Annotated in this window: 11 protein-coding genes; all 11 read right to left on the reverse strand. The window is 46.3% G+C overall.

Annotated features, from left to right (window positions below; translation table 11 throughout):
• Window positions 1-36: 36 nt before the first annotated feature.
• The gene (arsB, locus tag PKF022_RS05810) at window positions 37-1,083 is read right to left on the reverse strand and encodes an ACR3 family arsenite efflux transporter (RefSeq protein ID WP_281776172.1); all 1,047 of its coding nucleotides are present in this window, start codon (window positions 1,081-1,083) and stop codon (window positions 37-39) included.
• An 8-nt stretch (window positions 1,084-1,091) separates the two neighbouring features.
• On the reverse strand, window positions 1,092-1,571 hold the full coding sequence (locus tag PKF022_RS05815) for an arsenate reductase ArsC (protein ID WP_281776173.1): 480 nt from the start codon (window positions 1,569-1,571) through the stop codon (window positions 1,092-1,094).
• On the reverse strand, window positions 1,568-1,897 hold the full coding sequence (locus PKF022_RS05820; protein ID WP_281776174.1) for a helix-turn-helix domain-containing protein: 330 nt from the start codon (window positions 1,895-1,897) through the stop codon (window positions 1,568-1,570). Before PKF022_RS05820 ends, PKF022_RS05815 begins: the two co-directional genes overlap by 4 nt.
• Before the next feature lie 92 nt (window positions 1,898-1,989).
• Window positions 1,990-4,353 carry a Tex family protein gene (locus PKF022_RS05825; RefSeq protein ID WP_281776175.1) on the reverse strand — a complete coding sequence of 788 codons (2,364 nt, stop codon included), beginning with the start codon at window positions 4,351-4,353 and terminating at the stop codon, window positions 1,990-1,992.
• The gene (locus tag PKF022_RS05830; RefSeq protein WP_281777507.1) at window positions 4,354-4,488 is read right to left on the reverse strand and encodes a hypothetical protein; all 135 of its coding nucleotides are present in this window, start codon (window positions 4,486-4,488) and stop codon (window positions 4,354-4,356) included. It lies immediately after the preceding gene.
• On the reverse strand, window positions 4,460-6,277 hold the full coding sequence (typA, locus tag PKF022_RS05835; protein WP_068323346.1) for a translational GTPase TypA: 1,818 nt from the start codon (window positions 6,275-6,277) through the stop codon (window positions 4,460-4,462). Before typA ends, PKF022_RS05830 begins: the two co-directional genes overlap by 29 nt.
• A gap of 51 nt (window positions 6,278-6,328) precedes the next feature.
• Window positions 6,329-7,240 (reverse strand): tRNA pseudouridine(55) synthase TruB, encoded by a 912-nt coding sequence (truB, locus tag PKF022_RS05840; RefSeq protein WP_281776176.1) that lies wholly within the window; start codon window positions 7,238-7,240, stop codon window positions 6,329-6,331.
• Between the two features lie 3 nt (window positions 7,241-7,243).
• Window positions 7,244-7,612, reverse strand: a complete 369-nt coding sequence (gene rbfA, locus PKF022_RS05845; RefSeq protein ID WP_215346622.1) for a 30S ribosome-binding factor RbfA — start codon at window positions 7,610-7,612, stop codon at window positions 7,244-7,246.
• 5 nt (window positions 7,613-7,617) lie between these two features.
• Window positions 7,618-10,380, reverse strand: coding sequence for a translation initiation factor IF-2 (gene infB / locus PKF022_RS05850; RefSeq protein WP_281776177.1), 2,763 nt, complete (start codon window positions 10,378-10,380; stop codon window positions 7,618-7,620).
• Window positions 10,381-10,393: 13 nt separating this feature from the next.
• Window positions 10,394-11,875 carry a transcription termination factor NusA gene (gene nusA / locus PKF022_RS05855; RefSeq protein WP_215361312.1) on the reverse strand — a complete coding sequence of 494 codons (1,482 nt, stop codon included), beginning with the start codon at window positions 11,873-11,875 and terminating at the stop codon, window positions 10,394-10,396.
• Window positions 11,872-12,363, reverse strand: a complete 492-nt coding sequence (gene rimP / locus PKF022_RS05860; RefSeq protein ID WP_068323364.1) for a ribosome maturation factor RimP — start codon at window positions 12,361-12,363, stop codon at window positions 11,872-11,874. The genes nusA and rimP overlap by 4 nt, the downstream gene beginning before the upstream one ends.
• Between the last annotated feature and the right edge of the window lie 147 nt (window positions 12,364-12,510).

The raw sequence follows: 12,510 nt of genomic DNA on the forward strand, positions 1-12,510 counted from the left end.
AAAACCGCCCTCATGCGGTTTTTTATTGGTAAATCCCTAATCTACACTGAAGTAACGATCTTTTATCCAAAGGGCAACTGCAACCAAACCAATCATGATGGGTACCTCAACCAAAGGACCAATCACTGCAGCAAATGCTGCCCCAGAATTAATACCAAATACAGCTATGGCAACCGCTATAGCCAACTCAAAGTTATTGCTCGAAGCAGTAAAGGAAAGTGTGCAGCAGCGCTTGTAATCCATCCCCATCTTGGTTGTTATGACAAAGGTAATCACAAACATCACACCAAAGTAAATGAGCAATGGGATAGAAATAGTCAATACATCGCCAGGCAGCTGCAGGATTAACTTGCCCTTCAAGCTAAACATCACCACGATAGTGAATAACAACGCAATTAAAGTGATCTTCCCAATTTTTGGCACAAAGTGTTCGTGATACCACTCTTTAGAAACAAATTTAAGTGCGATATATCTAGTGAGCAAGCCAGCAATACAAGGGATGCCCAAATAGATAAAGACAGTTTTGGCAATTTCTGCAATCGTAATGCTGACGTTGGAGCCGGCCAAGCCGAAGAATGGTGGCAATACCGTTAAAAAGAAATAGGCATACAAGCTAAAGAACAGAACTTGAAAAATGGCATTGAATGCGACTAAGCCAGCGGCATATTCAGTCGAGCCTTTGGCGATGTCATTCCAGACAATCACCATGGCGATACATGGAGCAATACCTATCAAGATCAGACCAGCCATGTACTCTGGTTGGTTAGAAACAAAGGTAATCGCCAGAATAAACATGAATGCAGGTGCAATGATCCAATTCATTAAGAAGGCAATAGCAAAAATCTTTTTATCCCGAAATACATCGGGCAAGTCTTCGTAGCGCACCTTGGCAAACGGTGGATACATCATCAAAATCAAGCCAATGGCAATGGGGTAATTGGTGCTACCCACCTGAAATGAATTGATAAAGCCCTCTACTCCGGGGAAAAAGTATCCCCAGCCAATTCCCAGCGCCATCGCAGCAAAAATCCAGACCGTTAAGTAGCGATCTAGAAAAGACAGTTTTTTAGTTAGTGAAGTCATGATGCCGCTTATATTTGAGTGTGGATGTTCTTCAGACTCATGGAGTCCAATTTATCTAATGGCATTGCAGCCAAGATATCGATGCGCTTTTTGAGGCCATTCATGACCTCATTAAAAGCAGCCCTCTTTTCTATATCAGTGCCCTGTACTCGGGATGGATCTGGAAAGCCCCAGTGTGCGGTGACTGGATTACCAGGCCAGAACGGGCAGACCTCACCCGCAGCGTTATCGCAAACGGTAACAATAAAGTCCATCTTTGGAGCATTGGGCTCACCAAATACGTCCCAGCTTTTGGATTTTAGTAATGCGCGATCCATACCAAGCTCTACAGCGATATCTGCCGCAATCGGATTAACACTGGTTCCAGGTGTAGAGCCTGCCGAGAAACCCCTCAATTTACCACTCGGATGAGTAGAAGCTAAAGCCTCTCCCAAAATTGAGCGTGCAGAATTATGGGTGCAGAGAAAAAGAATGTTGTATTGCTTCATACCGATTTAGACCTTTTGACTACTTTGACAGTGCCGCAATCTTTCCCACCACAGCAGTTTTCTAATAAAAATTCACTGAGATTCTGTACAAGCTTGGCATTCGGTCGATAAATCAAATTACGACTTTGTCTCTCAACTAATAAAAGATTCGCATGCACCAGCTCCTTGAGGTGAAAACTCAAAGTAGCGTTCGGAATACCCAACTTCTCAATAATTTGACTTGGCGTTAGGCCAACATCTCCTCGCTGCACAATCAAACGAAAGACATTGAGTCTAGATTCTTGGCCTAAAGCCAAAAAAGCCTGAACTGCATCTGTATTTTTCATATTTCCAATTATATAGAAATATATGACAGAAATATTACAGGCCGCTAGGGCCTGTAAATACTTTGATACTTAGTTTGAGCTTGGTTCGCTCTTTACTTTTTGAGCTTGCCAAATGCCGCTGCCATCGCATTATTGATGGGTGGCGCCTGCCTTCTATCCTCTTGGGGCTTTCTAGGTTCGGCTGTTCTGGGACGATTTGACGATCTTTGTTCGGGCTTAGCACCTGCCTTAGAACTCTCTCTTGGCACTTCATCAGATAGGCGCATTGTTAAAGCAATGCGTTTGCGCTTTTCATCTACCTCAAGTACTTTAACCTTCACGACCTGCCCTGCTTTAACAACACTATGCGGATCTTTAACAAAGGTATTGGATAACGCAGAAATATGCACCAAACCATCTTGATGTACGCCAATATCAACAAAGGCACCAAAGGCTGCTACGTTAGTAACAACACCTTCAAGAATCATGTCTGCCTTCAGATCGCTAATCTTTTCTACGCCATCTTTAAAAGTTGCAGTAGTAAATTCAGGACGCGGATCGCGACCTGGCTTTTCCAACTCTTTAATGATGTCGGTTACTGTCGGTACACCAAATTGACCATCGGCATACTTTTCTGGTGAGAGTGATTTCAATAAACTTGCATCACCAATCACTTCTTTTACACCCTTTTTTATATCTTTCAGAATCTTTTCAACCAGTGGATAGGATTCTGGATGGACTGCAGATGCATCCAATGGATCATCGCCATTCATGATGCGCAAGAAACCTGCAGCCTGCTCATAGGTTTTATCACCAAGTCGCGGAACGCTCTTGAGATCCGCTCTCGATTTAAATGCACCCTTACTGTCACGATAAGCAACAATACCTTCAGCCACAGTTGAGCTCAACCCTGAAACCCTTGCCAGCAATGGTGCAGAGGCTGTGTTCACATCAACACCAACCGCGTTCACGCAATCCTCCACAACCGCAACCAATGATTTGGCCAATTGGGTTTGCATCACATCATGCTGATACTGACCAACACCAATCGATTTCGGATCGATCTTGACCAATTCTGCAAGTGGGTCTTGTAAGCGTCGAGCAATAGATACCGCACCACGCAATGAAACATCCATACCTGGTAATTCTTTTGAAGCGTACTCTGATGCCGAATAAACAGATGCACCTGCTTCAGACACAACAATCTTGGTCAGCTTTAACTCAGGCTTTGCCTTAATGAGCTCTTGAGCCAATTTATCGGTCTCGCGCGATGCCGTGCCATTACCAATAGAGATTAAAGTCGCATTGTGTTTCTCAGCCAATTGAGCCAAGGTATGCAATGAACCCACCCAATCATTCTTGGGCTGGTGAGGGTAAATCACATCCGTATCAACCACTTTGCCTGTAGCATCAACGACTGCCACCTTCACACCAGTTCGCATCCCAGGATCAAGACCAATCGTCACCCTAGGTCCAGCTGGAGCAGCCAAGAGCAGGTCTTTGAGGTTACGGGCAAAAACGTTAATTGCCTCAGTTTCAGAACGTTCACGCAAGGCAGTCATTAACTCTGACTCCAAATGCAGTGAGCACTTGATGCGCCAAGTCCAGCGCACGGTATCTGCTAACCATGCATCAGCTGGACGACCTTCATTTTTAATCTTGAAGTGATTAGCAATCCGGTTCTCGCAAGGATTATGTGGTGAATCCCATTTTGGCTTCTCTTCTTCGGAGTCTAGGCGCAAGTTCACCATCAGCATTTGCTCACGGCGACCTCTAAATAAAGCCAAGGCGCGATGCGAAGGAATGGCTTTAATGGGTTCGGAGTAATCAAAGTAGTCTGCAAACTTTTCACCCTCTTGCTCTTTGCCAGCAATCACTTTGGACTCTACTACTCCGTGGTCTTGTAAATACTCTCTAAGTGACTGAACTAGCGCGGCGTCTTCAGCAAAACGCTCCATCAAAATTTGACGAGCACCCTCGAGAGCAGCCTTCGTATCAGGTACCCCAGGGTTATTAGTCCCATCTACGTCAAATGCTTCTTTAATGTATTTAGCAGCTTCTGTTTCAGGATCTAAACTGGGGTTGGCGAGCAAATCATTCGCTAGAGACTCTAAGCCAGCTTCCAAAGCAATCTGCGCCTTAGTTCTGCGCTTTGGCTTGTAAGGGAGATACAGATCCTCTAAACGCGTCTTATCTTCTGCCAGCATGATGGCCTTGAGTAACTCTGGTGTCATCTTGCCCTGCTCTTCAATTGAGGCAACGATCGTTTTACGACGATCTTCTAATTCACGAAGGTAGCTCAGACGCTCTTCCAATAGGCGTAACTGAGCATCATCTAGACCCCCAGTTGCTTCCTTGCGGTACCGGGCAATAAAAGGCACAGTTGCACCCTCATCCATCAAAGCGATAGCAGAAGCTACTTGAGCAGGTTTAGCGGAAAGTTCTTGGGCAAGACGTTGTTCGATTGATGGCAGCATTTATTTTATTTTCTGACTCTGATGCGTTTCTATTTTTGGAATATTGGTATTGATTGAAGAACAAAAGCCACCCGGAGGTGACTTTTGTTGTGCAGCTTGAGCTTGCTTACTCGCGTGACGCTTTTTTACGCTCATGCTCCTTGAGATAGCGCTTACGAATACGAATACTCTTAGGCGTTACCTCAACCAACTCATCATCATCAATAAATTCAACTGCGTATTCCAAGTTCATAGCGATTGGAGTAACTAAGCGAACCGCTTCGTCAGTACCAGATGCACGAACGTTGGTTAATTGCTTGCCCTTAATAGGGTTCACAACCAAGTCGTTATCGCGACTATGAATACCAATGACCATACCTTCATACAAAGGATCGCCAGGGCTTACGAACATACGACCACGGTCTTGTAACTTCCACAATGCGTATGCAACTGCTTCACCATCATCTTGGCTAATCAATACGCCATTATGGCGCTCACCCAAGATGCCGTCTTTAGCTGGTGCATATGAATCAAATGTATGACTCATCAAACCATTACCACGAGTCATGGTCATGAAATCGCCTTGGAAGCCGATCAAGCCACGTGCAGGAATACGATACTCGAGACGTGTACGCCCTTTACCATCACTCACCATATCGAGCAATTCACCCTTACGCTTGCCCAAGTCTTCCATCACAGCGCCTTGAGTTGTATCTTCAACGTCAACCGTTAAGTTCTCGTACGGCTCCATCTTCACGCCATCTTCCTCATGGAACACAACGCGTGGACGAGAAACTGCTAATTCGTAACCTTCACGACGCATTGTTTCTACCAGGATGGTGAGATGCAATTCGCCACGACCTGACACTTCAAATACAGTGTCATCATCAGTTTCTTTAACGCGCAAAGCCATATTTGACTTCAATTCGCGGTCAAGACGCTCACGAATCTGACGGCTAGTAACGAACTTACCTTCACGACCAGCCAATGGGCTAGTGTTCACCATGAAGTTCATGGTCAATGTTGGTTCGTCAATCTTGAGCATTGGCAATGCTTCTGGCACATCTGGCGCGCAGATTGTTGTTCCGATAGCCAAATCTTCAATACCGTTTACCAATACGATGTCGCCAGCTTGCGCTTCGTCAACGATTTCGCGCTCTAAGCCACGGAATTTCAATACTTGGTTAATACGGCCTTTGCGTTGAACGCCGTCAGGGCCATCCATAAACACAACATCCATTAATGGCTTAACAGTTCCGCGGTTAACACGGCCAACACCAATCTTGCCTACGTATGTGCTGTACTCAATCGAAGTAATCTGCAACTGCAAAGGACCTTCTGGATTGTCATCACGCACTGGAACGTGCTTTAACACGGTGTCAAACAATGGGCGCATATCGCCTTCACGAACATCATCAGTCAAGCCAGCATAGCCATTCAAGCCTGAAGCGTAGACAACCGGGAAGTCTAACTGCTCTTCAGTAGCGCCTAATTTGTCAAACAACTCAAAAGTTGCATTGATAACGTAATCAGTACGTGCACCTGGGCGGTCTACTTTGTTAATAACAACGATTGGCTTCAAACCTAAAGCCAAGGCTTTCTTAGTTACGAAACGGGTTTGTGGCATTGGGCCTTCAACCGCATCAACCAAGAGCAATACACCGTCAACCATAGAAAGTACGCGCTCTACTTCACCACCGAAGTCCGCGTGTCCTGGGGTATCAACGATGTTGATATGTGTGCCGTCATATTCAACCGCACAGTTCTTAGACAAAATAGTAATACCACGCTCTTTTTCCAAGTCGTTTGAGTCCATGACGCGTTCGGTCATTTTTTCATTAGAGCGGAATGTGCCAGATTGGCGCAAGAGTTGGTCAACCAAAGTAGTTTTACCGTGGTCAACGTGGGCGATGATGGCGATGTTACGAAGTGCGCGTTTAGTCATGTGAAGCTTCTAAAGTTAAAGATAAGTAAAAAGGTTATGAATAATGATTGTTTAATGTGCCTGGGAAATTAAGCGTTTCGGATGTAAAACTCCAGAGCGCCAATCAGCAGTACCAATAAAGTTATGGGGAGCAGCAGTTGCGCGATAGATGCGAACTAATGCCTCGATTGAAGGTAAATTGAGTGGAACACGTTGCCCCATCTCCAGACGCTTGGCTTGTTGCTCATCTACCGTGAGGTGTGGCAATGTTTGCAAGAGCGCGTCTACTGGCAATATATAGTCAGCAGTATTTTGTAGGCCGCTTTGAATTGATTCGATCGTAAAAGACTGTTCGAGAGTTAGGTGTCCTACTTCAGTACGGCGCAAGCCAACTAAATGAGCGCCACAACCCAGGGCGTTACCAATATCTTCAGCCAGCACACGAATATAGGTGCCCTTGCTGCAACTCACTTCTAGAGTAGCTTCTGGCCAGTTGATATTAGTCCAACGAATGGAATGAATAATGATGTCACGTGGTGCACGTTCTAACTCAACACCAGCACGAGCATATTCGTAAAGAGGTTTGCCATCACGCTTCAAAGCCGAATACATTGGCGGCACTTGAGAAATGGCGCCAGTAAATTTAGGTAGCAGCGCATCTAAGGCTGCCTTCATTTCCGCATCACTTGCGAATGCTGGTAACGGCAATTCTTCAATAATTTGGCCTTCTGCATCACCAGTATCAGTGCGTGAACCAAATTTCACCTGAGCGATATAAGTTTTATCTGCTTCGAGCAAATCTTGCGAATACTTAGTAGCCTCACCCAAGCAGATCGGTAATAGGCCGGTAGCCATTGGATCTAAAGTACCAGTATGACCTGCTTTATCCGCGTTGAAAGCACGCTTGACCGCAGTCACTGCACCCTGTGAACTCATTCCAGCGGGTTTATCTAGCAGCACTACGCCGTCGATTCTGATAGCCATGAATTACTTTGTCTCGTCTTTATGATCGCTCTCTACAGCTTGGTCGATCAGTCGAGACATTTCTATGCCATGCTCTACTGAGCTGTCATAGTGAAAATGCAATGTAGGCACTGTGTGAATGTGCAAACGTTTAAACAATAAAGAATGTAAATAGCCTGCTTTTTCCTGGAGCGCTTTTAAGGCATGCTCAGGCTCTGCACCCAACACAGTGAAAAATACTTTGGCATGCGCCAAGTCAGGAGTGAGTTCAATACTTTGTAAAGTAATCAAACCCAAACTTGGACTGCGTAATTCACGGGGAATGAGCTCGGCCAGGTCTCGCTGAATTTGATCAGCAAGACGCTGGTTACGATGAGGACTAGTCTTATGCATATTGCTTAGAGTGAACGAGCAACTTCAGTAACTTCGAACACCTCAAGCTGATCGCCTTCTTTAATGTCGTTGTAGCCTTTTAATGACAGGCCACACTCAACACCGGCACGAACTTCTTTAGCATCATCTTTGAAGCGCTTGAGTGAGTCCAGCTCACCAGTCCAAACAACCACGTTGTCACGCAAGAGACGAACGCTTGAAGTACGTTTAACGATACCGTCAACAACCAAGCAACCCGCAATTGCGCCAACTTTAGATACCAAGAAGACTTGACGAATCTCAACGAGACCAGTGATTTCTTCTTTCTTATCTGGAGTCAACATACCGCTCAGAGCTAACTTCACTTCGTCAACTGCGTCATAAATGATGTTGTGATAACGAATATCTACACCATTGTTTTCAGCCAACTTACGTGCTGCCGCATCTGCGCGTGAGTTAAAGCCAATAACAACCGCCTTCGAAGCAACCGCTAAGTTCACGTCAGTTTCAGTAATACCACCCACAGCAGCGTGAACGATTTGCACCTTCACCTCTGGTGTAGAGAGCTTCATTAATGACTGAGCCAAAGCTTCTTGTGAGCCTTGCACGTCTGCCTTGATGATGAGTGGCAACAACTTAGCTTCAATTGCGCCTTCTTCCATGTTTTCCATCATGGTTTCAAGCTTGAATGCCTGCTGTTTAGCCAACTTCACATCGCGGAACTTGCCTTGACGGAACAATGCAATCTCACGAGCCTTACGCTCGTCTGGAACTACTTGCACTGATTCACCTGCCGCAGGAACTTCTGCCAAACCTTGAATCTCAACAGGAATAGACGGTCCAGCTTCATTACATGGCTTGCCGTTCTCATCCATCATGGCGCGAACGCGACCAAATGTAGAGCCAGCCAACAGCATATCGCCACGCTTGAGCGTACCGGATTGAACGAGCACAGTTGCAACTGGGCCCTTACCTTTATCCAAGCGCGCCTCAATGACCAAACCTTGAGCTGGTGCATCTTTAGGCGCTTTGAGCTCCAGAATTTCTGCTTGCAAGAGAACGTTCTCTAATAAAGCATCAATACCTTCACCTGTTTTAGCGGACACTGGAATAAATGGCACATCGCCACCATATTCCTCAGGAACAACCTGCTCTGCAACCAATTCTGTTTTAACGCGCTCAGAATTCGCCTCAGGTTTATCGATCTTGTTAATTGCAACTACCAAAGGTACGCCACCCGCAACTGCATGGTGAATCGCCTCTTTGGTTTGCGGCATTACACCGTCATCAGCCGCCACCACCAAGATCACGATATCGGTTGCTTTAGCACCGCGAGCACGCATTGCCGTAAAGGCTTCGTGCCCCGGGGTATCCAAGAACGTAATCATGCCGCGTGGAGTTTCAACGTGGTAAGCACCAATGTGCTGGGTAATACCACCAGCTTCACCAGTAGCCACTTTTGCTGCACGAATCTTATCGAGCAAAGAAGTTTTGCCGTGGTCAACGTGACCCATCACAGTGACAACTGGTGGACGTGGCAACAACTCTGCATCATGACCATCGGTGCCGAGATCTAAATCAGGATCATCCAATTTAGCTGCATGGGCTTTATGACCCATTTCTTCAACAATGATCATTGCAGTATCTTGATCAAGCACTTGGTTGATGGTGACCATTTGACCCATACCCATCAATAGCTTAATCACTTCTGCACTCTTCACTGCCATTGCATGAGCTAACTCAGCAACAGTAATCGTTTCTGGCACATGAACATCGCGTACTACTGGCTCAGTAGGCACTTGGAAGTTTGTGTCGACGTTTGCTTCAGCGATTTGACGCTGCTTCTTACGACCGCCACCTGAACGCCAACCACCAACACCACCAGAGGTATCTCCGCGAGTCTTTAAGCCACCAGGTTTCTTGGCACCTTCTTCTTGCCAAGTAGATGATGTTTCAGAAGACTTAATGGTTTTGCCGCCAACTTTGGCAACCGCCTTCTTCTTATCATCAGCACCTTCAGCTTTTGCAGGCTTATGCAAAGTACCTTTTTTCGCTTCTTCAGCAGCGATTTCACTCGGCGCCTTTAGAACACGAGCTGGAGCACTCATCATGTCGCGAATTGCTAAAGCTTCTGCCTCGGCAGCTGCACGACGTACACGAATATCTGCCAGTTCTTTTTCTTTGCTTGCCGCTAAATCTTTAGCTGCTTTATCTGCTTTTGCTTTTTTCTCTGCAGCTGCGGCAGCTGCTGCAGGGGCTTCATCTATCGGAGCGGCTTCTTCTTTTGCTACAGGAGCAGCCACTTCTTTTTGACGCGCCTCTTCAGCTGCCTTCATTTCTGCTTCTTGACGAGCTAGTAACTCAGCTTGACGAGTTGCCTCGGCTGCACGTTTTTCTAATTCTTCCTCAGAAATAACGGGTTTAGCTGGCGCAGCTTTAGCTGCTGCTTTCGCTGGAGCCGCTTCTGCTGCCGGCTCAGGAGCTTTATCACCCGCTTTAACGAGCACACGCTTTTTACGAACCTCCACCTGCACAGTACGCGTACGTCCAGCAGAGTCTGCCTGACGAATTTCAGAGCTCTCGCGCTTGATTAAAGTAATCTTTTTGCGCGCCCCTGTATCTGCACTGCCATGCGCTTTTTGCAAATGCTCGAGCAGGACTGTTTTGTCCTTTTCGGTAATGCTGTCGTCCTCAGAACCTTTTTCGATACCGGCCGCCTTCAACTGCTCCAAGAGGTCTGGCGCGGTACGTTTTAATTCTTTAGCAAGTACTTTTACTGTTGTTGCCATGCACTACTTCCTCTCATGAAGTAAACCAATGTTCGCGCGCTTTCATGATGAGCGTTTTCGCAGTTTCTTCGTCAATTTGTGTCGCCTCAACCAGCTCATCAACAGCCAGTTCAGCGAGGTCGTCACGGGTATGTACTTGATTGTCAGCAAGCTTCGCAATCAACTCTGTGGTCATTCCCTCTAGGGAACGTAAGTCTTGTGAAACCTCGCCAATACGCTCTTCTTTTGCTAACTCCATTGTCAACAAAGAATCACGAGCACGAGTACGTAACTCATTCACAGTGTCTTCATCGAATGAATCGATTTCTAACATTTCAGACAATGGCACATAAGCCACTTCTTCCAATGTGTTGAAACCTTCTTCAATCAAGATGTCAGCTACTTCTTGGTCTACATCCAACTTGTCCATAAACAATTGACGTACAGAAGAGGCTTCTTTTTCAGTTTTCTCAGCAGACTCTTCAGGAGTCATGATGTTGATCTGCCAACCAGTCAAATCGCTCGCCAAACGAACGTTTTGTCCGCTGCGGCCAATCGCGATTGCCAAGTTCTCTTCATCAACCACTACGTCCATGGCGTGACGCTCTTCGTCAACCACGATAGAAGAAACTTGGGCTGGAGCCAAAGCACCAATCACGAACTGCGCTGGGTCTTCAGACCACAACACGATATCTACCGCTTCGCCAGCTACTTCGTTACGCACCGCAGTAACGCGTGTGCCACGAACACCAACACAAGTACCGATTGGGTCGATACGCTTGTCATAAGTAATGACGGCAATCTTTGCGCGGATACCAGGATCACGGGCAGCGCCTTTGATCTCTAACAAGCCCTGCTCCATCTCTGGAACTTCGTTCTCAAACAACTTGATCAAGAAATCTGGACAAGTACGTGAGAGTTCAATTTGTGGGCCACGAGCTTCACGATCCACTTTAAGGATATAAGCACGTACACGGTCACCAGAACGTAAGTTCTCTTTTGGAATCATTTGATCGCGACGGAGCAATGCTTCTACACGACCAGATTCAATAATGAGGCCATTCTTGTCAGCACGCTTGACAGTACCGGTCATGACTTTTTCGCCACGCTCAAGGTAGTCGTTCAAAATCTGCTCGCGCTCAGCATCACGAATGCGTTGCAAGATCACTTGCTTAGCAGCTTGCGCGCCGATACGGCCGAAAGCTAAGGATTCGATTTGCTCTTCGATATAGTCGCCAACTTCCATGTCAGCAAGTTGCTCTTGAGCTTCAAATTGCAGAATCTCTTTATCAGGCTCTTGTAAACCAGCTTCGTTCGGAACAACCAACCAACGACGGAAGGTTTCGTATTCACCAGTTTCGCGATCAATTGAAACGCGGATATCCACGTCTTCTGTGGCATAACGCTTCTTGGTTGCAGAGGCCAAAGCCATCTCCAACGCCTCGAATACGATAGCTTGATCAACGTTCTTTTCACGCGCTAGCGCGTCTGCCAACATGAGAACTTCTCGGCTCATGACTTTCTTCCTTTGAAATCAATAACAGGGACCAACCGAGTCTTATCGACCTCGGCTAAAGAGAACTCCAATTGAGAAGGCTGACCATCAGCTCCCTCAAATACCAAACCAAACTTTGCATCCGGCGAATTCAATTCACCACTCAGCAAACCTTGCAACTCACCACGAAAATTCTTGCGATTGCCAACAGCAACACGCAACTTCAAATCCACTTGCATTCCAGCGAAGCGCTCATAATCAGCAGCACTTTTCACTGGACGATCCAATCCTGGAGACGAAATCTCCAAACGCTCATACGGAATGTTTTCAACTGGCAAGGTGTAGCTCAACTGATGACTTACCTTTTCGCAATCTAATACCGTAATCAAGCGCTCGTAATCTGGGTTTTCAATCGTGACGCGTAGCAAACCTCCGGCTTCACGCTCAATCTCAACTAGCGTGTAACCTAAGTTTTCCAGCTCTGCAGAAATAACCTGCTGATCCTTCACGACACCCCTTCATACCAAAATGGCAAAAAAAAATGGGCTTCAAAGCCCATATTCTCGAAATTCAGAACAGGCCGACTTACGTTGATCGCAACATCAGTCGGTAATAACTAAAAACAGCAGAATCCTGCTGTAAGACCATAATTATAG

It is taken from the genome of Polynucleobacter sp. KF022 (genome assembly GCF_027924105.1).
Lineage (GTDB): Bacteria > Pseudomonadota > Gammaproteobacteria > Burkholderiales > Burkholderiaceae > Polynucleobacter.

Coding starts and splice junctions, on each gene's coding strand:
- typA (WP_068323346.1), bottom strand. CDS start 6,277: ATGACTAAACGCGCACTTCGTAACATCGCCATCATCGCCCACGTTGAC.
- PKF022_RS05825 (WP_281776175.1), bottom strand. CDS start 4,353: ATGCTGCCATCAATCGAACAACGTCTTGCCCAAGAACTTTCCGCTAAA.
- truB (WP_281776176.1), bottom strand. CDS start 7,240: ATGGCTATCAGAATCGACGGCGTAGTGCTGCTAGATAAACCCGCTGGA.
- nusA (WP_215361312.1), bottom strand. CDS start 11,875: ATGAGCCGAGAAGTTCTCATGTTGGCAGACGCGCTAGCGCGTGAAAAG.
- PKF022_RS05830 (WP_281777507.1), bottom strand. CDS start 4,488: ATGAGCGTAAAAAAGCGTCACGCGAGTAAGCAAGCTCAAGCTGCACAA.
- rbfA (WP_215346622.1), bottom strand. CDS start 7,612: ATGCATAAGACTAGTCCTCATCGTAACCAGCGTCTTGCTGATCAAATT.
- infB (WP_281776177.1), bottom strand. CDS start 10,380: ATGGCAACAACAGTAAAAGTACTTGCTAAAGAATTAAAACGTACCGCG.
- arsB (WP_281776172.1), bottom strand. CDS start 1,083: ATGACTTCACTAACTAAAAAACTGTCTTTTCTAGATCGCTACTTAACG.
- PKF022_RS05820 (WP_281776174.1), bottom strand. CDS start 1,897: ATGAAAAATACAGATGCAGTTCAGGCTTTTTTGGCTTTAGGCCAAGAA.
- PKF022_RS05815 (WP_281776173.1), bottom strand. CDS start 1,571: ATGAAGCAATACAACATTCTTTTTCTCTGCACCCATAATTCTGCACGC.